Consider the following 22263-nt stretch of genomic DNA (forward strand, 5'->3'; position numbering starts at 1 on the left):
GCCCCGCCGCGACCCGGCGCCAGCGCCCGGCAGCCGACCGGCGCGGCCGCAGTCGCCGCACGCCTTTCCCCCATGCATGCAATCACCCGTCCCGCGCCCGGCTTCGGCCGCGAGCTGCGCACTACCGCCGTGCTGGCCGGCCCGCTGGTGGCCGGCCACGTCGCCACCGGCATGATCGGGCTGGTGGACGGCCTGATCGCCGGCCGCCACGGCACCGGCACCCTGGCCGCGGTGTCGGTGGGCACGGCGCTGTTCTGGCTGCCGATCATGATCCCGATGGGCACCCTGATGGCGCTGCCGCCTACGGTCTCGCAGCTCGATGGCGCCGGCCGGCGCGGCGAGATCGGCGCGGTGTTCCGCCAGGCGATGTGGCTGGCGGCGCTGCTGGGCGCGCTGATGTTCGCCCTGCTCACGGCGGCCGTGCACCTGCTGGAGCCGATGGGGATCGCGGCGGAGATCCGCCCGGGCGCGGCCGATTTCCTGCGCGGCATCCGCTGGGGCGTGCCGGCGCTGACCCTGTACTACTGCATGCGCTACCTCAGCGACGGCCTGCACTGGACGCTGCCGACAATGGTGTTCGGATTCGGCGGCCTGCTGCTGCTGGTGCCGGCCGGCTACGCGCTCACCTTCGGCGCGTTCGGGTTCGCCGAGCGCGGCGCGGGCGGGCTGGGGCTGGCCTCGGCGCTGGTGCTGTGGGCGCAGGCCATCGGGTTCTTCGTCTACCTGTGGCGCTCTCCCAGGTTCGCGCCGCTGCGGCTGTTCGAGCGCTTCGATGCGCCCGACCCGCGCCGGATCGGCGAGCTGCTGCGGGTGGGCCTGCCGATCGGGGTGACGGTGGCGATGGAGGGTGGCCTGTTCGTGGCCACCGCGCTGCTGATCGGGCGGCTGGGCCAGCTGGAAGCGGCCGCGCACCAGATCGCGGTCAACATCTCCTCGCTGTGCTTCATGATCCCCTTCGGCGTGGCCGAGGCGACCACGGTGCGGGTGGGGCACGCCTACGGCGGCGGCTTGGGCCGCGCGGGCGTGCGCCGGGCGGCGCTGGCCGGCCTGGTGCTGGTGCTGGCCACCCAGGTCACCAGCGCGGGCGTGCTGCTGACCGGCAGCCAGCTGCTGGCCGGGCTGTACACCAGTGACGCGGCGGTGGTGGGGCTGGGCGCCTCGCTGCTGCTGCTGGCGGCGGTGTACCAGATCCCCGACGGCATCCAGGTGATTTCAGCCGGCGCGCTGCGCGGGCTCAAGGACACCCGGGTGCCGATGCTGCTGGCGGCGATTTCCTACTGGGCCGTGGGCATGGCGCTGGGCGCGTGGCTGGGCCTGGGGCTGGGCTGGGGCCCGCGCGGGATGTGGATCGGGCTGATCGCCGGGCTGTCGACGGCCGCGGTGCTGCTGGGCAGCCGCTTCCTGTGGCGCAGCGCCCGGGTAGGCCCGACGGCCGGGTGACGTCCGGCGCATGTGGGCGCGGCGGGCGCGGGATAAACTGTGATCCATTTCCGACGTATGCAGGAAGCTGCGACATGAACGAACCTCGCCGCCGCGGGCCGATCGCGCGGGTGCTGGTGGGCATCTGGGATGCCATGAACTTCACCCGCCGGCTGATCTTCAACCTGATCTTCTTCGCCCTGCTGCTGTTCGTGCTGGCCCTGCTGGCGACTGGCGACAGGACCAAGCCGCTGCTGGACCGCACCACGCTGGTGATCGCGCCGCAGGGCCGGATCGTGGAGCAGTACAGCATCGACCCGGTCTCGCGCGCGCTCTCGCGCATGAGCGGGGACAGCAGCAACGTGCAGGTGCAGCTGCGCGACATCCTGCGCGCGATCGAGGCTGCCAGGGATGACGCGCGCATCGAGCGCGTGTACCTCAACCTGGACGGCCTGCAGGGCACCGGCACCGCCACCCTGCGCGAGGTGGCCCGCGCGCTGGCCGGCCTGCGGGAATCGGGCAAGCAGGTGGTGGCCTTCAGCCACGCCTATAGCCAGGGCAACTACCTGCTGGCGGCGCAGGCGGACGAGGTCTATACCGATCCGATGTCCGGCGGGGTGATGCTGGAGGGCTTCGCCAGCTACGGGCCGTACTTCGGTGAAGCGCTGCAGGAAAAGCTGAGCGTCGACGTGCACGTGTTCAAGGTCGGCGAGTTCAAGTCGGCGGTGGAGCCGTACACCCTCAACGCCGCCTCGCCGGAGGCCAAGCAGGCCGACCTGTACTGGCTCAGCGACCTGTGGCAGCGCCACGTGGCCGACATCGCCGCCGCGCGCGGGCTGAGCGCCGGCCAGGTCGAGGCCGGCATCGACGGCATGGCCGACGGCGTTGCGGCGCTGGGCGGCGATTTCGCCCGCTACGCCGAGCAGCAGGGCCTGGTGGACGGGCTGATGACCCGCGGCCAGGTGGAAGACCTGCTCACCGAGCGCGGCGTGGCCGACGAGGATGCGCCGGGCGGCTTCCGCTCGGTCTCGATGGATGCCTACCTGGCCCACGTCGACCGCGACCTGGTGCCCAACCCGCGCCAGCCACAGGTGGCGGTGGTGGTGGCCGAGGGCGCGATCATGGACGGCGAGCAGGCGCCGGGCGGCGTGGGCGGCGAGTCCACCTCGGCGCTGCTGCGCGAGGCGCTGGAGGACGATGACGTCAGGTCGGTGGTGCTGCGGGTCAACTCGCCCGGCGGCTCGGCGTTCGCGTCCGAGCAGATCAACCGCGAGGTGCAGGCGCTGCGCGCGGCCGGCAAGCCGGTGGTGGTGTCGATGGGCCACCTGGCCGCTTCGGGCGGCTACTGGATCAGCATGAACGCCGACGTGATCTACGCCGACCCGTCGACCATCACCGGCTCGATCGGCGTGTTCGGCATGGTGCCCAACTTCACCCGCGCCCTGGATCGGATCGGCATCCACACCGACGGCGTGGGCACCACCCACCTGGCCGGCGCGTTCGACCCGACCCGGCCGATGGAGCCCGACGTGGGCCGGCTGGTGCAGGCCAGCGTGGAGAAGATCTACTCCGACTTCGTGGGCAAGGTGGCCGAGGGCCGCGGCAGCACGCCGCAGGCCATCGACCAGATCGCCCGCGGGCGGGTCTGGAGCGGGGCGCAGGCGCACGACCGCGGGCTGGTGGACGAGCTTGGCGGCCTGGGCGAGGCGCTGGCCGATGCCGCCCGCCGCGCGGAGCTGGAGGAGGGCGGCTACCGGGTGCGCTACGTGGAGAAGGAACCGTCGGCGTTCGCCCAGTTCCTGGAAGGCATGTCGCAGAGCCGCGTCGGCGCGGCGCTGCTGGGCGGCGAGGGCGCGCTGGCGCGGGCGCTGGTGGTCAAGGCGGTGCCGGAGATGGAGCGGCACCTGCAGGTGTTCGAGAGCGCGCTGGAGAACGACCGCGGCGCGCCGGTCAGCACCATGGCCTACTGCTTCTGCGCGATCCGCTGAGACCTGGCGCGGCCGCCGCTACCGGGGCGGCCGCGTAGTTCACTGCGAGGCGTGTTCGACCTGGGCGCGCTGTGCTTCGGCGGCGTGCTCCAGCGTGTCTTCGACCGCCCGCGCCTTGTCGATCGGCGCCTGGATCGCATCGTGCAGCCGGGTTGCCTGCGGCTCGGGCGGCTCGTCGATCGGCGGGGTTTCCGGCGGCGGCGAGCAGGCCGCCGCGGCGATGGCGATGATGCCCGCGGCCAGCGGCCGCGCTGTGGTCATGGACATGGTCGGCTCCTTCGTGGGCCCGGGGTTATCCTACGCCCACTGCAATGACGGGGCGGTATCGAATGGATCCCCAGCGCTGGCGCCTGGACGGGCAGCTCGCACTTGTCACCGGCGGCAGCGCCGGCATCGGCCGCGCGATCGCGCGCGAGCTGCTGGGCTTCGGCGCCGACGTGGTGATCGCCGCCCGCGACGGAGACGCGCTGGAAGTCGCCCGCGAGGAGCTGCTGGAGGAATTCCCCGACGGCGACGTGCGCGCGCTGATCGCCGACGTCGCCGACGACGAGCAGCGGCGCGAGATCCTGGACTGGGTGGAGGACCAGGGCCGCGGCCTCAACATCCTGGTCAACAACGCCGGCGGCAACCTGTCGCGCGGCGCCACCGAGTACGCCGAGGACGAGTGGCGGGAGATCTTCGAGGTCAACCTGTTCAGCGCCTTCGAGCTGTCGCGCTACGCGTTCCCGCTGCTCACCGCGCATCCGGGCTCGTGCATCGTCAACGTGGGCAGCGTGTCGGGCCTGACCCACGTGCGCACCGGCGCGCCGTACGGCATGAGCAAGGCCGGGCTGCACCAGATGACCCGCAACCTGGCGGCGGAGTGGGGCGGGGAGGGCGTGCGGGTGAACGCGGTGGCGCCGTGGTACATCCGCACCCGCCGCACCTCGGGCGCGCTGGCCGATCCCGATTACCTTGATGAAGTGCTGCTGCGCACGCCGATGGGCCGCGTCGGCGAGCCGGAGGAGGTGGCCGCGGCGGTCGCGTTCCTGTGCCTGCCGGCCGCCGCCTACATCACCGGCGAGTGCATCGCGGTGGACGGCGGCTTTTTGCGCTACGGCTTCTAGGTCGCGGGACGGAACACCAGCACCGGCACGCTGGAGCGGGTCAGCACCTGCTGGGTCACGCTGCCCAGCAGCAGGGCGTTGACGCCGCGGCGGCCGTGCGAGGCCATTGCCACCAGGTCGCAGCCGGACTCCTTGACCGCGTCGATGATCGCCTGGTCGGGATGCTCGCTGCCCACCAGCTTCACCTGCGCCTGCACGCCCAGTTCCGCGGCGCGCTCCTTCGCGGCCTTCAGGATCGTGCTTGCGGCCTCGCGGGCGAATTTCTCGTACTGCTCGCGGGTCTCGCCCAGGTGTTCCTCGGAGGCGGTGAACAGGTAGAACGGTTCCACCACGGTGAGGATGGTGACCCTGGCGCCGAGGGTCTTTGCCAGGGCCAGGCCGCGCTCCAGGGCGTCGCTGGACAGCGGCGAGCCGTCGGTGGGAAGCAGCAGGTGGGTGTACATGCTCAGGCCTCCCCGCGGATCACCAGCACCGGGACGCTGGAGTGGGTGAGGACTTTCTGGGTCACGCTGCCGACCAGCAGGCCGCTGACGCCGCGGCGGCCGTGCGAGGCCATCACGATCAGGTCGCAGCCGCCCTGGGTGGCTGCGTCGATGATCTGGCGGTAGGGCTGGCTGCCCGTCACCACCGTGGTCGAGGCCTGTACGCCCATTGCCGCGGCCTGGTCGGCTGCGGCCTGCAGCGCCCGGTCGGCGGCCTCGCGCGAGCTCTTCTCGAAGCTTTCGCGCACGTCGGCCAGCAGTTCGGAGGAGGCGTTGAAGGCGCGCAGGGGCTCGAGCACGATGATCATGCTGACCTTTGCACCCAGCTGTTTGGCAAGGGCCAGGCCCTGGTCGATCGCACGGGCGGACAGCGGTGAGCCGTCGGTGGGCAGCAGCAGGTGTTTGAACATGGGCGGATCCTGTGGCCTGGGCCGGGGCCCGACAGGGTACGCCAGCCGGCGGCCGGGCGCATCGTGTACGCCGGGGAAGACCTCAGTCCGGATCGGCGCCGCAGGTGCTGGCGGCGTGGATGGCGGCCAGCTCCTCGTAGGCGGCGCGCAGCGATTCGGCCTCGCGGCCGGAGCCGGCGAACTTCCAGCGGAACTCGGCCTCGCGTACGCGCGTGTCCCAGGCCCGGCACAGCCTGTCCGCGGGCACCGGCTCGCATTCGTCGTGAACCCGCTCGCAGGCCTGGCCGGCGCCGATCCCGGGCACGCCGCCGATGCCGACGGTCTGCAGCGGTCGGCACCGTGACGGCGGGTCGTCGTTGTCGTGCAGGTAGCGCTGGCCGTCGTAGCGCACGCACTGGAACAGCGGCGGTGGCGGGGTGCGTTCCTGCGCCTCGGCCTCTTCTTCAGCGGAAACGACGGATCCGGCGCTCAGCACCGGCAGCTCCTGCGGCGCCAGCACGCGCCCTTCCACGTACGGCGGCTGCAGGGTGACCGGCGGCGGCGGGTCGACCATGCGGATGCGCTGCGGCTGGCCCTCGGGGCACGGCGTGCCGGTGCGCACGGTGACCATGCCGTCCGCCTCGGTGCACTCGTAGACCCTGACCGGTTCGGCGTGCAGCGCCGGCACGGCGGCGGCGAGCAGCAGCGCCGGCAGGAGCGTCGGCAGGATCCGCCTGGCGGTCATCGGATGTCGCAGTCCTCGTTGAGGCGCGCGGTGATGTCGCGCTCCTCTTCGCGCAGCACCGCGCGTTCACTCGGCTGGGCGTTGAACATGCGCCGGCGGATCTCGGTGCGGCGGTCGTTGAGCACGCTGCAGGCCCGGGCCTGCGGCAGGCGGTGGCATTCGTCGCGGATGATGCCGGCGTCGTAGCCCCAGCCGTAGCCCCTGCGGTGGCCGGGTCGGCCGGGCCGGGTTGGCGGCGGCGCCGTCCGGGCCTGCGACGGGGTGGTCAGGCCCGGGCCGGGCGAGGTGCTCATGCCCGGCGAGGCGATGCCGGCGGCGCGCCGGTCGGCGCCGCGCGGGCCCGGCGGCACGCCAGGGCCGGGCCCGGCCCACAGGCCGCTGTCCCAGTTCCAGACCGGGGCCGGCCGCGGATTGCCGTCGCCGCTGTCGCTGGTGTAGCGCTCGCCGTCCGGGGTGATGCACTCGAACATCGGCCGCGGCGGGCTGCGCACCACCACGTCGACCGCCGGCGGCTCCGGAGCCGCCGCGGGGGCCGGCGCTGCGCCCGCATCCGTCCGCGGCGCGGGATCCCGGGGCCTGGCCATGGTGCGGACCTGCTGCTGCTCCTCGTCCGCGCAGGGGAAGTCCTGCAGCGCCAGCCGGCCCTGCGCGTCGGTGCAGCGGTAGATGGTCACGTCGTCCTGCGCCGGCGCCGGCGTCGCGGCGGTACCCAGCAGCAGGAGCAGCGGCAGGAACATGCGCATGAATCGATCATGCCGTCCCCCGGCCGCGGGCGAAAGCACGGCCGGCTGAAACCCGGCCGCTGTTCAGGTTGCGTCCAGCGCCGATGCAGCTTCGCGCGCGGCCAGCAGCCGTCGGGCGATGGCCGCGGCGGCGTCGCGGCCTTCCTGCACCGCCGTCACCACCAGGTCGGCGCCGCGGACCAGGTCGCCGCCGGCGAACAGCTTCGGATGCGCGGTCTGGTAGGGCAGCCGGCCCTCGCCGCCGACCTGGATCCGGCCGCCGGCGGCCGATTCGACCCCGTGCGCGGCCAGCCAGTCCGGCGCCTGCGGCGAGAAGCCGAAGGCGATGATCACCACGTCGGCGGGAACCTCCGACTCGCTGCCTTGCACCGGCTCCGGCCGCCGTCGGCCGTTGCCGTCGGCCGGGCCCAGGCGGGTGGCGACCATGCGCACCGCGGCCGCGCCGCCGTTGCCGTCGCCAAGGATCGCCAGCGGCTGGCGGTTGAACTCGAACCGCACCCCTTCCTCGCGCGCGTTGGCCACCTCGCGCGCCGAGCCGGGCATGTTGGCCTCGTCGCGGCGGTAGGCGCAGGTGACCTCCGCCGCGCCCAGCCGCACCGCGGATCGCACGCAGTCCATGCCGGTGTCGCCGCCGCCCAGCACCACCACCCGGCGGCCCCTGAGGTCGGGCAGCGCCAGGGTGTCCTCCCAGCCCGCGATCGGCCGGCCGGCCGGATCGCCGCCGGTGACGATGCGGCCGTTCTGGACCAGGAACGGCAGCGCCGGCAGCACCCGGTCCAGCTCCTGGCCGGGCAGGCCGCCGTCGGTGTAGCGGTAGGCGCCCAGGCCCAGGAACACCGCGTCGTATCCTTCCAGCAGCGCGTCCAGCGGGACGTCGCGGCCGACTTCCACCCCCAGCCGGAACTCCACGCCCATGCCCTCGAGCACCTCGCGCCGGGTCTGGATCACCGATTTTTCGAGCTTGAAGGCGGGGATGCCGAACTGCAGCAGCCCGCCGATCTGCTCGTAGCGGTCGAACACGGTGGCCCCGATCCCGCGCCGGACCAGCCGGTCGGCGCAGGCCAGCCCGGCCGGCCCGGCGCCGACCACGGCCACGCGCTTGCCGGTATCGGCCACCCGCGACAGGTCCGGGCGCCAGCCCTGGGCGAAGGCGGTATCGACGATGTATTTCTCCACCGCGCCGATGGTGACCGCGCCGAAGCCGTCGTCCAGGGTGCACACGCCCTCGCACAGCCGGTCCTGCGGACAGACCCGGCCGCACATCTCCGGCAGCGGGTTGGTTTCGTGGCACAGTGCCGCCGCCTCCAGGATGCGCCCCTCCTCCACCAGCTGCAGCCAGCGCGGGATGTGGTTGTGCACCGGGCAGCCGGCCTGGCAGTAGGGGTTGCCGCAGTCCAGGCAGCGACCGGCCTGGTGCGCGGCCGCGTCCTGGTCGAAGCGGCCGTACAGCTCGTTCCAGTCGCCGGCCGTGCGCAGTTCCAGCGGAATCCGCCGCGGCATCTCGCGCGGCAGGTCCAAAAACTGGAAGACCTGCTTCCTGCTCACGCCGCGCGCCTCATGTCTTCGGCCAGCGCCTCGATGCTCGCGGCCTTGGGCTTGACCAGCCAGAACTTGCCGAGGAAGTCGCGCGATTCGTCGAGGATGCGCGCGCTCCAGGCGCTGCCGGTCAGGCGCGCGTGCCTGGCCAGCAGGCTGCCAAGGTGCTGGCGGTGGTTGTCCATGCTCTCGGCGGTGATGTGCAGGATGTCGATCAGCTCGTGGTTGTAGCGGTCGACGAAGTCGCGCTCCAGGTCCAGCACGTACGCCAGGCCGCCGGTGAAGCCGGCGCCGAAGTTCAGGCCGGTGCGGCCCAGCACCACCACGGTGCCGCCGGTCATGTACTCGCAGCAGTGGTCGCCCGCGCCCTCGACCACCGCCACCGCGCCGGAGTTGCGCACCGCGAAGCGCTCGCCGGCGCGGCCGGCGGCGTACAGCTCGCCGCCGGTGGCCCCGTACAGGCAGGTGTTGCCGAGGATCGGCGTGAAACGCGGCTCGAACGTGCTGCCCGGCGGCGGGCGCAGCACCAGCCGGCCGCCTGCCATGCCCTTGCCCACGTAGTCGTTGGCCTCGCCGGTCAGCCGCAGGTAAAGGCCGCCGGCGTTGAAGGCGCCGAAGCTCTGCCCGGCGCTGCCGGCGAGGTCGACCCGGATCGGTGCGCCGGCCATGCCGGTATTGCCGTGGCGACGCGCGATCGCGCCCGACAGCCGCGCACCGATGGCGCGGTCGACGTTGCCGATCGGGTAATCGAAGCTGCCGCCGGTGGCACGTTCGATGGCATCGGCCAGGTCCGTATCCAGGCGCGCCGCCAGCCCCGCCGGCGGCGGTTGCGGCGCGGGTTTCCCGCCGTAGCGCGCAGGCAGCGCCGGGTCGGTCTCCAGCAGCCCGCCCAGGTCGATGCACACGTCCTCGCGCGGCGCGGCGTGGACCTGTTCGAGCAGGTCGGTGCGGCCGATGACCTCGTCCAGCGAACGGGCGCCGAGCAGGGCGAGCCATTCGCGCACGTCCTGCGCCACGTTGCGGAAGAAGGCTTCCACCCGTTCGGGCAGGCCCTTGAAGTGGTCCGCGCGCAGTCGCTCGTCCTGGGTGGCGATGCCGGTGGCGCAGTTGTTGAGGTGGCAGATGCGCAGGTAGCGGCAGCCGAGCGCGATCATCGGCGCGGTCCCGAACCCGAAGCTGTCGGCGCCCAGCAGCGCGGCCTTGACCACGTCCAGCCCGGACTTCAGGCCGCCGTCGGCCTGCAGCAGCACGCGCTCGCGCAGCCCGTTGGCCTGCAGCGCCTGGCGGGTCTCGGCCAGGCCCAGCTCCCAGGGCACGCCGGCGTAGCGGATCGATCCCAGCGGGCTGGCGCCGGTGCCGCCGTCGTGGCCGGACAGCGTGATCAGGTCGGCGCCGGCCTTGACCACGCCGGCGGCGATCGTGCCCACCCCGGCGTGGCTGACCAGCTTCACCGAGACCAGCGCCCGGGGGTTGACCTGGCGCAAATCGAAGATGAGCTGAGCCAGGTCCTCGATCGAATAGATGTCGTGGTGCGGCGGCGGCGAGATCAGGCCGATCCCGGGCTTGGCGTAGCGCAGCCGTGCGATCAGCGGATCGACCTTGGAACCGGGAAGCTGGCCGCCCTCGCCGGGCTTGGCGCCCTGGGCGATCTTGATCTGCAGCACCTCGGCGCTGACCAGGTACCCGGGGGTGACGCCGAAGCGGCCCGAGGCGATCTGCTTGATCCTGCTGCGCCGGTCGGTGCCGTGGCGGGCCGGGTCCTCGCCGCCCTCGCCGGAGTTGCTGCGCCCGCCCAGCCGGTTCATGGCGATCGCCAGCGCCTCGTGGGCCTCGGGCGAAAGCGCGCCCAGGCTCATCGCCGCCGAGTCGAAGCGGCGCACGATCGCCTCCACCGGCTCCACCTCCTCCAGCGGCAGCGGCGCGTCGGCCGTGCGCAGGCGCAGCAGGTCGCGCAGCGCCGCCGGCGGGCGCTCGTCCACCAGCGCCGAGTAGCGCCGCCATTCCTCGCGGTCGTCGCTGTTGACAGCGCGCTGCAGGGCGTTGACCACGTCCGGGTTGTACTGGTGGTATTCGCCGCCGGGGATCCAGCGCATCAGGCCGCCGGGCTCGGGCAGGGCGTTGTCGTCCCAGCCCAGCGCGGACAGCGCGCGCGCGTCGGCCTCCAGGCGGGCGAAGCCGGCGCCGCCGATGCGTGAGCGCGCGCCGGAAAAGCACAGTTCCACCACCTCGTCGCGCAGGCCGACGATCTCGAACAGCAGCGCGCCGCGGTAGCTGGCGATCGAGCAGATGCCCATCTTCGAGAGGATCTTGAGCAGGCCCTTCTTGACCCCGCGCCGGTAGCTGCGGCCGATCTGCAGCGGCTCGCTGCTGGCGCGCCGGCCGAGGATGCCGCGCCGGCCCAGTGCGTGCAGGGTCTGGTAGGCCAGGTAGGGGTAGACCGCGGTGGCGCCGCAGCCGAGCAGGCAGGCGAAGTGGTGCGGGTCGCGCGCGGTGCCGGTCTCCACGACCAGGTTGACCTCGCAGCGCAGCCCGCTGCGGACCAGGTGCTGGTGGACCGCGCCGGTGGCCAGCAGCGCGTGCGCGGCCGCGGCGCCGCGGCGCGGCCGGCGGTCGCTGAGGATCAGCAGCTCGATGCCCTCGCGCGCGGCGGCCTCGGCCTCGGCGCGGATCCGCAGCAGCGCCTCGCGCAGCGACTGGCCGGGGTCGAAGTACAGGTCGATGTAGCGGTAGCTTTCGGCGAACCGCGGCAGGGCCAGAAGCTGGTTGAGCTTGCGCTGCGAGAGCACCGGCGAGTTGAGCAGTACGTGGTCGACGTTGCCGGCGCGGTCTTCGAAGATGTTGCCCTCGCGGCCGATCTGCGTGGCCAGCGACATCACGCAGTCCTCGCGCAGCGGGTCGATCGGCGGGTTGGTGACCTGGGCGAAGGCCTGGCGGAAGCAGTCGTACAGTGGTCGTATCCGCTGGCTGATCGCCGCCATCGGCACGTCGTCGCCCATCGAGCCGGTGCCTTCCTGCTCGGTCTCGGCCAGCGGCCGCAGCACCGCCTCCTGCTCCTCGCGCGAAAGCTGGAACAGCTTCTGGAAGCCGAGCAGGGTGTCGGGCGAGAACGGCGCGTCGGCCAGGGCCGGGTCGATCAGCTCGGTGTGCAGGTAGGTCATGCCGCGCTTGAGCCACTGCTTGTACGGCGCGCGGGCGCGGTTGAGGGCGTCGATGGCGTCATTGTCGAGCAGGGCGCCTTCGGCCAGGTCGACCGCGATCATCTCGCCCGGGCCGAGCTTGCCCTTGGACTGGACCCGTTCGGCCGGCAGGTCCCAGACCCCGGCCTCGGAGGCGACCAGGAATACGCCGTCCTTCGACAGCGTCCAGCGCGCCGGGCGCAGGCCGTTGCGGTCCAGGGTGCAGGCGGCATGGCGGCCGTCGCACATCACCACCCCCGCCGGGCCGTCCCACGGTTCGGAGTTGAGCGCGTGGTACTCGTAGAACGCCGCCAGGTCCGGGTCCTTGTACTCCAGCGACTGGGTGGCCGGCGGCATCAGGATCCTGACGGCCCGGGGCAGGTCCATGCCGCCCAGCAGCAGCCATTCCAGCGCGTTGTCCAGGGTCTGCGAATCCGAGCCGTGCATGCCGACGGGCTGCTCGAACGCGGACACGTCCAGCAACGGCGAGCGCCACACCGCGCGCCGCGCCAGCGCCCAGTGGCGGTTGCCCTGGATGCTGTTGATCTCGCCGTTGTGGGCCAGGCGCCGGAACGGGTGCGCCAGCGCCCAGCGCGGCAGGGTGTTGGTGGAGAAGCGCTGGTGGAACACCACCGCGCTGGCGGCCAGCTCCGGGCGGGCCAGGTCGGGGAAAAGCTGCGGCAGGCGATCGGGCAGGACCATGCCCTTGTAGCCCAGCAGGCGTGCGGACAGGTTGACCACGTAGAAGTCGTCCACGTCGCCCAGCGCCTGCTCGCAGCGGCGCCGGGCCAGGTACAGGTCGCGTTCGAAGGCGTCGTCATCGGGACCGTCGCTTTCAACCATCACCTGTTCGATGAGCGGCATGGTCTCCAGTGCCTGCGGGCCGCAGGCGGCGGGGTCCAGCGGAACCCGGCGCCAGCCGGCGACCCGCGCGCCGGCGGCCTCAAGCGCTTCGGCCAGCGCGTCCCGGCAGCGCCGGGCGACGTCCGGATCCCGTGGCAGGAACACCATGCCCGCCGCGCAGGTGCCCGGATGCAGGTCGATCCCGGCCTCGCCGGCGATCCGGCGCACGAAGTCACCCGCGCCGCACAGCATCACCCCGCAGCCGTCGCCGCTCAGGCCGTCGGCATTGACCCCGCCGCGGTGGCCCATGCGCGCCAGCGCCCGCAGCGCAATGCCGGGCAGGGCGCGATCCGCGCTGCCGTCGACCCGGGCAACCAGCCCGAAGCCGCAGTTGTCGCGTTCGGAGCCGGGGTCGTAAAGGCTCCGCTGCGGGGATATGCGCATCGTGTCGCCGTGGTCGTGGAGGGGCCGCGGGTACCGCGGACGACTTCGAATAGACCACAAATTGTGCAGTGCGGCAATTCGCCGGGCGCGGCAAATTCCGTTGCAAAAGAAACTGTTGCCGCGGCCCGGTTGCCGCGTGGCTCAGCGCAGCACGGTTCCGGCAAGGGCGTCGCGGATTGCGGTCGGCTGCTCCAGGGCGCCGGTTTCCCCGGCCAGCACCGCGTCCACCCTGTCACGGAGTACCGGTTCCAGCCCGGCCAGGTCGCGTGGCGGTGGGGCGCCGGTGACGTTGGCGCTGGTCGATACCAGGGCGCCGCCGAAGGCGTTGCACAGGGCGATCACGGGCGCATGCGCGCTGACCCGTACCGCCACTCCCGGGTGCACGCCGCGGATCCAGGCGGGCGTCGCGGGGGTCGCGGGCACGATCCAGGTATGCGGGCCGGGCCAACTGGCATGCACCGCGTCGCGGCACTTGCCGGGAAGCGCGCTCCAGTCCGCGTAAGGATCGAGCTGGTGGACCGACGCCGCGACCAGGATCAGGCCCTGGTCGACGCTGCGGCGCTTGAGCGCGAGCAGCTTCATGGTGGCGGCTTCGTCGAGTGGATCGCAGCCCAGGCCCCAGACGCCCTCGGTGGGATAGGCGACCACGCCGCCGGCGCGGATGGCCGCGGCGGCGGCGGCGGCATTGACGGGCGGGCGGATGGTCATTTCTGCGGACCGCGATGCCAGGCGGCGGTCAGAACGGTGCGTCGTCGGCGTCCGCCTTCTTCACCACGCGCTTCCTGCCGGGCACGACCCTGGCCGGGGTGACCAGGGACTTCGCGTCCTCAAGGTCGCCGGAAAGCGGACGGGCGCTCTTTTTGCTTGCTGCCTTCTTCGTGGCCTTCTTCGCGGTTTTTTTCGCGGTCTTCTTCGCAGCCTTCTTCGCGGCTTTCTTCGTCGCCTTCTTCGCGACCTTCTTCGCCGCCTTCTTGCCGAATCCGCGCCGCGCCGGCTTGCCGGTTTCCTCCAGCAGCTTCGTCACCTCTTCCAGGGTCAGCGAGGCCGGTTCGCGGTCCTTCGGGATCTTGCCGTTGAGCCTGCCGTCGGAGATGTACGGCCCGTAGCGGCCGTTGAGGACCTGGATGTCGCTGCCTTCGAACTCCTTGATGATACGGTTGCGGATGATCTCTTCCTTCTCCTCGATCAGCTCGACGGCGCGATCGAAGGTGACGGTGTGCGGATCGTCCTCCTTCTTCAGCGAGGCATAGGTGCTGCCGCGCTTGGCGAACGGGCCGAAGCGGCCGATGCCCACGCTGACCTCCTCGCCCTTGTCCTCGCCCAGGATGCGCGGCATCAGGAACAGCTCCAGCGCCTCCTCCAGGGTGATGGTGTGCATCGACTGGCCCGGGCGCAGGGAGGCGAACTTCGGCTTCTCCTCGGCGTCCTCGGCGGTGCTGCCGATCGCCGCGTACGGCCCGTAGCGGCCGAGCCTGACGCTCACCGGCTTGCCGGTCTTCGGGTCGGTGCCCAGCTCGCGCGCGCCGGTCGCCTGGCTGCGGTCGACCGATTCGATCTTGTCGTCCACCAGCTCCTTGAACGGGCCCCAGAACTGCTCCATCAGCGGCACCCAGTCCTGCTCGCCGCGGCTGACCGCGTCCAGCTCGTCCTCGAGCTTTGCGGTGAAGTCGTAGTCGACGTAGCGGGTGAAGTGGCTGGACAGGAACTTGGACACCGCGCGGCCGACGTCGGTCGGGCGGAAGCGGCGGCTCTCCAGCTCCACGTACTTGCGGTACTGCAGGGTCTGGATGATCGAGGCGTAGGTGGACGGGCGGCCGATGCCGTATTCCTCCAGCGCCTTGACCAGCGAGGCTTCCGAGTAGCGCGGCGGCGGCTCGGTGAAGTGCTGGTTGGCATTCACGCGATCCAGCGGCACCTTGTCGCCGGTCTTCATCAGCGGCAGCTTGCGGCCCTCGTCGTCGTCATCGGCGCCCTTGGTGTCCTTGCCTTCCTCGTACACCGCCAGGAAGCCCGGGAACACCACCGTGGTGCCGCTGGCGCGGAAGCTGTGCTCGCTGCCCGCGGCCAGATCCACCGACACCGTGTTGAGCGTGGCCGGCACCATCTGGCAGGCCACGGCGCGCTTCCAGATCAGCTCGTACAGGCGGCGGCCGTCGTCGTCCAGGAACCGCGCCACCTGGGCCGGGGTGCGCAGCGCGGAGCTGGGGCGGATGGCCTCGTGGGCCTCCTGCGCGTTCTTGGACTTGGTCTTGTAGAAGTTGGGCTTGTCCGGCACCGAGGCGGTGCCGAAGTCGCGCGCGATCACGTCGCGGATCTCGTCCAGCGCCTCGCCCGACAGGCTCACCGAGTCGGTACGCATGTAGGTGATCAGGCCGACCGTGCCCTCCTCGCCGATCGCCACGCCCTCGTACAGCTTCTGCGCAACGCGCATGGTGCGGCTGGTGGTGAAGCCGAGCTTGCGCGAGGCTTCCTGCTGCAGGGTCGAGGTGGTGAACGGCGGCGCCGGGCGGCGCTTGCGCTCCTTGCTGGTGACGTCGGTGACGTGCAGCGTGCCGTTGGCGGCGGACACGATGCGCTGGCGCGCGGCCTCGGCGGTCTCGCCGTCGGTGATGGTGAACTGCTCGAACTTCTCCCCGTCCAGCTTGTTCAGCCGGGCGCTGAAGGGCTGCGAGGGGTGCGCGCACTCGGCGGCGATGGACCAGTATTCGCGGGCGACGAAGGCCTCGATCTCCTCCTCGCGCTCGACGATCATGCGCAGCGCCGGCGACTGCACCCGCCCGGCGGACAGGCCGCGCTGGACCTTGCGCCACAGCACCGGGGAGAGGTTGAAGCCGACCAGGTAGTCCAGCGCCCGGCGTGCCTGCTGGGCGTCGACCATGGGCTCGGCGATCTGGCGCGGATTGGCCATCGCCTCCTTGATCGCCCGCGGGGTGATCTCGGTGAACACCACCCGGTGCAGGTCCTTGTCCTCCAGCAGGCCGCGCTCGCGCAGGATCTCCACGATGTGCCAGCTGATGGCCTCGCCCTCGCGGTCCGGGTCGGTGGCCAGGTAGATGCCCTCGGCCTTCTTCGCCGCCTTGGCGATCGCCTCCACGTGCTTCTCGTTCTTGTCGATCAGGTCGTAGCGCATCCGGAAGCCGTGCTCCGGATCGACCGCGCCCTCCTTGGGGATCAGGTCGCGGACGTGGCCATACGAGGCCAGAACCTGGAAGTCCTTGCCCAGGTACTTGTTGATCGTCTTGGCCTTGGCGGGTGACTCGACGATGAGGAGGTTCTTGGCCATCGATATCCGGTAGCAGGGGTGGGCGGCAGGGCCGCGCACCGGAGCGGGAAAGGGTGCGGCCGCCCGGTGGCGGCGCTGCATTCAGCTTGCCGGTATAGCAGGAATCACGCCTTGGCAGGCGCTGTCAAGCCGGCGAGGGCTGGGCATTATGTTGCAACTGGCGGGGCTTTGCCCGCCGGGCAGGCGTCCAAGGGTGCCACGGGCGGCGTGGACGCCGCGTTCAGTGCACCGGTTCGGGCTCGTCGGCGAAGATCTGGGTTTCCATCCAGGCGTAGGCGGCCTCGCTGCCGGGTTGGTTGAACAACACCATCAGCACCACCCACTTCAGGTCGTCCAGATCGACGTCGTCCTGGTCCAGGGCCATCGCGCGGTCGAGCACCAGCTCGCGCTGGTCGGCGTCCAGCACCCCGTGCTGCTCCAGGAACATGAGGAAGCCGCGGCCCTCGTTGTCCAGCTTGTCCAGTTCCGGCCCGGCGTAGATCCGCACCGGGCCGCCCGGACGCGGCGTGGCCGGGCCGGGACGCTGCTCGGCCAGGGCGTCGAGCCACTCGAACGCCTTGTTGATCTCGGTCGGGCTGAATCCGGCCTGCAGCAGCCCGGCCTGGAGCGAATCACGGTCGCGGAGCAGATCCGCCTCGTCGCTGAAGTAGTGCTCGAACAGGAAGAGCAGGACATCCAGGATGCTTTCTTTCATTACCTCTGCCTGCGTCTGCGACGCCTGGTTCAGGATCTGCGGCAGTAGCGGCCGTGTTCGGCCACCACCCGCCCCTCAAGCTCCATGGCCGGGAGCATGGAGGAGAGCCGGGCCGCCGTCAATCCGGTGCGTTCAGCCAGCAAATCCATATCTGTTGGGTCGTGGCCGATCGCTTCCCACAATTTCTTGTAGTCGGGGTCGGCCGGCTCGAAAGCGCCGCCGGTGCTGTCCGGGGCGCCTTCGCCCCCGTGGATGGGGGCGCCCAGGCGGCTGCGCAAGGCCGCGCCCAGGTGGCCGGCCAGCGGTGCCAGCGCCTGGACGACCTCGTCGGGCGATTCCACCAGCGCCGCGCCGCTGCGGATCAGGCGGTTGCAGCCGCGGGCCTTGGGGTTGTGGATCGAGCCGGGGATGGCGAACACTTCGCGCCCGGCGTCGGCGGCCAGGCGGGCGGTGATCAGCGCGCCCGAGCGCATCGCCGCCTCCGCCACCAGGGTGCCCAGCGCGAGCCCGGCCACGATGCGGTTGCGGGCGGGAAACTGCCAGGCGCGCGCGGGAGTGCCCGGCGGATACTCGCTGACCACGGCGCCGGCTCGCGCGATCCGCTCGCACAGCGCGCGGTTGCGGGCCGGGTAGGCGCGATCGATGCCGCAGCCGAGCACCGCCACCGTCAGCCCACCGGCGTCCAGCGCGGCCTGGTGCGCGGCCGCGTCGATGCCCGCCGCCAGGCCGCTCACGACCGACAGCCCGGAGCGGGCGAAGGCGCGGCAGAAGGCGGCGGCGTTGTCGCGCCCGCCCGCGCTGGGCGCGCGGCTGCCCACCACCGCCACCGACGGATGCCACGCCAGCGCCGGGTCGCCGGCCACGAACAGCGCCAGCGGCGGGCTGGGCGCGGTACGCAGCAGGGCCGGGTAGTCGGGATCGCCCCAGCCGACCAGGTGGTGGCCCGGCGCGGCCAGCCAGTCCAGGCTGCGGCGGTCGTCCGGCCCGGAGCCCAATGCATGCATCCGGGCGTGATCCAGGCCGCAGGCGCGCCAGTTCGCGGCGCCCGCGGCCAGCGCGGCCGCGGCCGTGCCGTGGGCTTCAAGCAGCCGCCGCCGCGGCTGTGCCGGCCCGCCGGCGGCCAGCAGGCGCAGCAGCGCGGCCTGTTCACCGGGGTCGTCCATCGGGGAGATCGAGGTCATCCCCGGAGGCTAGTGCGCAAACGACGACGGCGCCCTCGGGCGCCGTCGCGTTGGATCGTAGGAAAACGCCGCGCCCTGGCGTCAGTACGGCGCGTCCGGGTGCTTGAGGTGATAGCCCACCCGGGTCGGCTTGATGCTGTCCATCACCAGCGCGTAGGCGACCTTGTCATAGGTGCGGAACACCATCGCGTGGCCGGCGAACTCGTCCGGCAGGCGCACCTTGTTCTCGTAGAACACGGTGTCCTCGTCGCGGTACTCGCCCTTCTCGACCCGATCCACGGTGTTGGTGCCTTCGCGCCAGACCGAGAACACGGTGCCGTTGTCGATGCCCTCGCGCGCGCCGACCGAAATGGCGATCACGTCGCGCGGGCCGCCGCTGGTGAGCATGTCGGCCACTGCCAGCACCCGGGCACGGCCGTAGTCGGTCTGCTGGGCGGGCGGGTGCGGGAAGAACTGCAGATCGTAGGGCTGCGCGTCCACCGGCACCAGGCGGTCGCCGACGCGGACTTCGTAGCCTTCGTCGTCCAGCAGCAGGGTGGAGACCTGGATGCCGCCGACCTCGCCGCGGGTCACGGTGCCCGCGCCCACGCGCATCATTTCGTAGCCGAGCACTTCCTTGCCCTTGTCCGGGAACACAACGTTGGTCCAGAACTGCTGGGTGTCCAGGATCCGGCGGCCGCGGAAGTCCAGGTCATCGGTCTGGAACAGGTCGCAGCACATCCCGGAGCGCGCCACGTGGTGGTAGCGCACCGTCGGGCGCACCACGGTGAAGCGATCGCCCGGATTGGCGGACAGGTGGCGCACGTAGGCGACCTGGCCCTCGACCGAGCGCATCCGGTCTTCTTCCAGCCCGACCACGTACGGCAGGTGCTCGAAGCCGTCGACCACGCGCAGGTCCTTGAGGAAGGCCTCGATGTCCGACAGCGCGATGGCGTTGATCGGCGCCGCCTCCTGGCGCGGCCCGGGAGCGACGCGGGCCTCGGCCACGCGGTCCAGGTAGGCCAGGCTGATGACGTCGCCGGGATAGATCAGGTGCGGGTTCTGGATCTGCGGATTGGCCTGCCAGATCTCGGGCCACAGCCACGGGCGCTCCAGGAAGCGTCCGGCAATGTCCCAGAGGGTGTCGCCGCGTACCACCACGTAGGTGTCGGGATGGTCGCCCCTGACTCCCTGGGCGGCAGCGAACGTCGCGACGGTGAGCAACGACACGGCACAGACCGTGCGAAGCCCTCCTGAAAGGCGCTTAAGGATGCCTGCCATCTACTTGCTCCCCTTGGAGATTTTCCCCTTGCAGCGTTGGCACTATGCCCACAAGGCCCGGACCCGCGCAAGTGCGGCGGGCGTTACAATGGGCACCGACGCCCACGGTTGTGATCCAGGCCCCTCTTTTACGCCCCATGTCAGCACTTCCCATCATCGAATATCCCAATCCGCGCCTGCGCGTGGTCACCGCGCCGGTGGAAACGGGCCGGTTCGCCGATCCCGCCTTCCAGCGCCTGCTCGATGACATGCTGCAGACCATGTACGAGGCCCCGGGCATCGGCCTGGCCGCGCCGCAGGTCGACATCATGGAGCGTTTCCTGGTGGTCGACGTGACCGAGGAGCGCGACCAGCCGCTGGTGATGGTCAACCCGGTGATCCGCGAGCGCTCCGACGAGCTGCGCGCGCACCAGGAGGGCTGCCTGTCGATCCCGGGCGTGTTCGCCGAGGTCACCCGCGCCGACGGCATCGAGGTCGAGGCGCTGGATCGGGAGGGCAACAGCTTCGTGCTGCGCACCGACGGCCTGCTGGCCACCTGCATCCAGCACGAGATCGACCATCTGGACGGCAAGCTGTTCATCGACTACCTGTCGCCGCTCAAGCGTTCGATGGCGCTGCGCAAGCTGGAGAAGGCGCGCAAGCGCGCCTGACCGATGCGGATCGTCTTTGCCGGAACCCCCGGGTTCGCCGTGCCCTCGCTGCGCGCCGCCGCCTCCCGCGGCGAGGTGGTGGCGGTCTACACCCAGCCCGACCGGCCGGCCGGGCGCGGCCGCCAGGTCGCGTTTTCGCCGGTCAAGACCGAGGCGCTGGAGCGAGGGATCGAAGTCCTGCAGCCGGCCACGCTGCGCTCGGCCCAGGCGCAGGAGCAGCTGCGTGCACTGGAACCCGACCTGCTGGTGGTGGTGGCCTACGGCCTGATCCTGCCGCGCGCGGTGCTGGAGATCCCGCGCTTTGGCTGCTGGAACGTGCACGCCTCGCTGCTGCCGCGCTGGCGCGGCGCGGCGCCGATCCAGCGCGCGATCGAGGCCGGCGACCCGGACACCGGCGTGTGCCTGATGTGGATGGCCGAAGGCCTGGATACCGGCCCGGTGCTGCTGTCGCAGTCCACGCCGATCGGCGCGCAGGAGACCGCGGGCGAGCTCCACGACCGCCTGGCGGAGCTGGGCGCGCAGGTGCTCTCGGACGGGCTGGGCCTGCTGCGCGCCGGCATCCGCCCGGTGCCCAGGCCGCAGCCGGAGGAGGGCGTCACCTACGCCCGCAAGCTTGAGAAGAGCGAGGCGAAGCTGGACTGGTCGCAGCCGGCCGGGCAGCTGGCCAACCGCGTGCGCGCCTTCAACCCCTGGCCGGTGGCCGAGGCCGAGCTGGCCGGCGAGCGCGTGCGCATCCACGCCGCCAGCGCGCTGGAACAGGCCCACGAAGCCGCGCCGGGCACGGTGCTGGCAGCGAATCGCGACGGCATCGACGTTGCCTGCGGCGAAGGCGCGCTGCGCCTGCTGCAGGTGCAGCGCCCGGGCGGCAAGGCCATCGCCGCCGCCGACTACCTCAACGCCCGCCGCGACCTGCTCCCGTAGGAGCGCGCATGGCGCGCTCCTACAATGGGCGGATGAAGAATCCGGCCGGAACCGATGCCCGCGTCTCCGCGGCGCGCGTGCTTGATGCGGTGCTGCACCGCGGGCGCTCCCTGCGCGCCGAGCTGGCGGCGATGCTGCCGAAACTGGACGATCCGCGCGACCGCGCGCTGGTCGAGGCGATCTGCTTCGCCGCCCTGCGCAACCGCGCCCGCCATGACGCCGCGCTCAAGGCGTGGATGCAGCGTCCGCTGCCGCCGCGCGAGCGTCCGTTGCGCGCGCTGCTGCACGCCGGTTTCGCCCAGCTTGATCCGCTGCAGCTGCCGGCTCACGCCGCGCTCGCGGCCACGGTGGAGGCGGCCCGGGCGCTGGGCCATCCGCGCCAGGCCGGGCTGGTCAACGCGCTGCTGCGCCGGGCCCAGCGCGAGGGCCTGCCGCCCGCCGATCCCGCGGCGGCGTGGCCGCGCTGGCTGCTGTCCCTGCTGCGCGCCGACTGGCCCGCTGACGTGGATGCGGTCGTGGAGGCCAGCGCCACCCCCGCGCCGATGTGGCTGCGGGTGAACCGGCGCCAGGCCAGCCGCGATGCGTACCTGGAACAGCTGCAGGCGGCCGGTATCGAGGCGACCGCGCCCGAGGGCCTGCCGGACGCCCTGTGCCTTGCGAAAGCGGTGCCGGTGGCCGCGCTGCCCGGATTCGGCGAGGGAGCGGTGTCGGTGCAGGACGGCTCGGCGCAGCTGGTCGCCGATGCGCTGGCGCCGGCCGCCGGCGCGCGCGTGCTCGACGCCTGCGCCGCGCCCGGCGGCAAGGCCGCGCACCTGCTGGAGCGCCACCCGGCGCTGCGCCTGCTGGCGCTGGACGTCGATCCACGGCGCCTGCAGCGCATCGCCCAGACCTTCGAGCGCCTGGGCCTGGCCGGGCAGGCGGCGCTGCAGGCCGCCGATGCCGCCGTTCCCGGCGAGTGGTGGGATGGCGGGCCGTTCGATTCGATCCTGCTCGACGCGCCGTGTTCGGCCACCGGGGTGGTGCGCCGGCAGCCGGATGTGCTGGTGCATCGGCGCGAAGGCGACGTCGCCGCGCTGGTGACGCTGCAGGCGAAGCTGCTGGACGCGCTGTGGCCGATGCTCGCCCCGGGCGGGACGCTGGTCTACGCCACCTGTTCGATCCTGCGCGAGGAGAACGCGCGGCAGGTGGAGGCCTTCCTGGCGCGCACGCCGGATGCCGTGATTGAGCCGCTGGACGCGCGCTTCGGCCGCGTCGACGGCCCGGGCCGGCAGCGCCTGCCGGGCGAAGAAGGCATGGACGGCTTCTTCGTCGCCCGGATGAGGCGCCGCTGAGCGCGGCCGCGGGCATGGCGGCCCATCACGCGCCGACGGGAGCTTCGGAGTAAAAATGCCGGCTGGCACGCC

The 22263-nt window shown here is 72.1% G+C and carries 18 protein-coding genes; 6 read left to right on the forward strand and 12 right to left on the reverse strand.

The annotated features are described in order from the left end of the window. Positions 1 to 72: 72 nt before the first annotated feature. The gene (locus tag ACOZ90_RS11055; RefSeq protein ID WP_422893712.1) at positions 73 to 1440 is read left to right on the forward strand and encodes an MATE family efflux transporter; all 1368 of its coding nucleotides are present in this window, start codon (positions 73 to 75) and stop codon (positions 1438 to 1440) included. A 74-nt stretch (positions 1441 to 1514) separates the two neighbouring features. Further along, a complete protein-coding gene (gene sppA / locus ACOZ90_RS11060; protein WP_422893713.1) occupies positions 1515 to 3407 on the forward strand; it encodes a signal peptide peptidase SppA in 1893 nt (630 codons plus the stop codon). A gap of 39 nt (positions 3408 to 3446) precedes the next feature. On the opposite strand, the gene ACOZ90_RS11065 is transcribed toward sppA, so the two are convergent. Next, the gene (locus ACOZ90_RS11065) at positions 3447 to 3674 is read right to left on the reverse strand and encodes a hypothetical protein (protein ID WP_422893714.1); all 228 of its coding nucleotides are present in this window, start codon (positions 3672 to 3674) and stop codon (positions 3447 to 3449) included. A gap of 62 nt (positions 3675 to 3736) precedes the next feature. Here ACOZ90_RS11065 and ACOZ90_RS11070 point away from each other — a divergent pair, with 62 nt between their 5' ends. Beyond that, positions 3737 to 4513: an SDR family oxidoreductase gene (locus ACOZ90_RS11070; protein WP_422893715.1), complete on the forward strand. Its 777-nt coding sequence runs from the start codon at positions 3737 to 3739 to the stop codon at positions 4511 to 4513. Here ACOZ90_RS11070 and ACOZ90_RS11075 read toward each other — a convergent pair. From ACOZ90_RS11075 to ACOZ90_RS11125, 11 genes are all read right to left on the reverse strand, one after another. Further along, positions 4510 to 4956, reverse strand: coding sequence for a universal stress protein (locus ACOZ90_RS11075; RefSeq protein ID WP_422893716.1), 447 nt, complete (start codon positions 4954 to 4956; stop codon positions 4510 to 4512). The two genes, ACOZ90_RS11070 and ACOZ90_RS11075, sit on opposite strands and share 4 nt — an antisense overlap. 2 nt (positions 4957 to 4958) lie before the next feature. Then, positions 4959 to 5405: a universal stress protein gene (locus ACOZ90_RS11080; protein ID WP_422893717.1), complete on the reverse strand. Its 447-nt coding sequence runs from the start codon at positions 5403 to 5405 to the stop codon at positions 4959 to 4961. Between the two features lie 82 nt (positions 5406 to 5487). Beyond that, positions 5488 to 6129 carry a hypothetical protein gene (locus ACOZ90_RS11085; RefSeq protein ID WP_422893718.1) on the reverse strand — a complete coding sequence of 214 codons (642 nt, stop codon included), beginning with the start codon at positions 6127 to 6129 and terminating at the stop codon, positions 5488 to 5490. Then, complete coding sequence (locus ACOZ90_RS11090) at positions 6126 to 6872, reverse strand: DUF4124 domain-containing protein (protein ID WP_422893719.1); 747 nt, start codon at positions 6870 to 6872, stop codon at positions 6126 to 6128. Before ACOZ90_RS11090 ends, ACOZ90_RS11085 begins: the two co-directional genes overlap by 4 nt. Positions 6873 to 6935: 63 nt before the next feature. Continuing rightward, complete coding sequence (locus ACOZ90_RS11095; protein WP_422893720.1) at positions 6936 to 8417, reverse strand: FAD-dependent oxidoreductase; 1482 nt, start codon at positions 8415 to 8417, stop codon at positions 6936 to 6938. Then, entirely contained in the window at positions 8414 to 12871 is a 4458-nt protein-coding gene (gene gltB / locus ACOZ90_RS11100; RefSeq protein ID WP_422893721.1) for a glutamate synthase large subunit, read from the reverse strand. The genes ACOZ90_RS11095 and gltB overlap by 4 nt, the downstream gene beginning before the upstream one ends. A 141-nt stretch (positions 12872 to 13012) precedes the next feature. Next, on the reverse strand, positions 13013 to 13579 hold the full coding sequence (gene tsaC / locus ACOZ90_RS11105; protein ID WP_422893722.1) for an L-threonylcarbamoyladenylate synthase type 1 TsaC: 567 nt from the start codon (positions 13577 to 13579) through the stop codon (positions 13013 to 13015). Positions 13580 to 13607: 28 nt separating this feature from the next. Beyond that, a complete protein-coding gene (locus ACOZ90_RS11110) occupies positions 13608 to 16154 on the reverse strand; it encodes a DNA topoisomerase I (RefSeq protein ID WP_422893723.1) in 2547 nt (848 codons plus the stop codon). Between the two features lie 220 nt (positions 16155 to 16374). Beyond that, entirely contained in the window at positions 16375 to 16848 is a 474-nt protein-coding gene (locus tag ACOZ90_RS11115; protein ID WP_422893724.1) for a DUF494 family protein, read from the reverse strand. Positions 16849 to 16877: 29 nt separating this feature from the next. Further along, positions 16878 to 18029, reverse strand: a complete 1152-nt coding sequence (gene dprA, locus ACOZ90_RS11120) for a DNA-processing protein DprA (RefSeq protein WP_422893725.1) — start codon at positions 18027 to 18029, stop codon at positions 16878 to 16880. Between the two features lie 81 nt (positions 18030 to 18110). Further along, positions 18111 to 19289 (reverse strand): LysM peptidoglycan-binding domain-containing protein, encoded by a 1179-nt coding sequence (locus ACOZ90_RS11125; RefSeq protein WP_422893726.1) that lies wholly within the window; start codon positions 19287 to 19289, stop codon positions 18111 to 18113. Between the two features lie 137 nt (positions 19290 to 19426). Between ACOZ90_RS11125 and def the strand changes: the two genes are divergently transcribed. From def to rsmB, 3 genes are read left to right on the forward strand one after another with little or no spacing between them, the layout of a single operon-like run. Next, on the forward strand, positions 19427 to 19939 hold the full coding sequence (def, locus tag ACOZ90_RS11130; protein WP_422893727.1) for a peptide deformylase: 513 nt from the start codon (positions 19427 to 19429) through the stop codon (positions 19937 to 19939). A gap of 3 nt (positions 19940 to 19942) precedes the next feature. Next, positions 19943 to 20860 carry a methionyl-tRNA formyltransferase gene (gene fmt / locus ACOZ90_RS11135; RefSeq protein ID WP_422893728.1) on the forward strand — a complete coding sequence of 306 codons (918 nt, stop codon included), beginning with the start codon at positions 19943 to 19945 and terminating at the stop codon, positions 20858 to 20860. 32 nt (positions 20861 to 20892) lie between these two features. After that, complete coding sequence (rsmB, locus tag ACOZ90_RS11140) at positions 20893 to 22191, forward strand: 16S rRNA (cytosine(967)-C(5))-methyltransferase RsmB (RefSeq protein ID WP_422893729.1); 1299 nt, start codon at positions 20893 to 20895, stop codon at positions 22189 to 22191. The last annotated feature ends 72 nt before the right edge of the window (positions 22192 to 22263 follow it).

The organism is Luteimonas dalianensis (genome assembly GCF_049339425.1).
In the GTDB taxonomy this organism is placed as follows: Bacteria; Pseudomonadota; Gammaproteobacteria; order Xanthomonadales; family Xanthomonadaceae; genus Luteimonas; species Luteimonas dalianensis.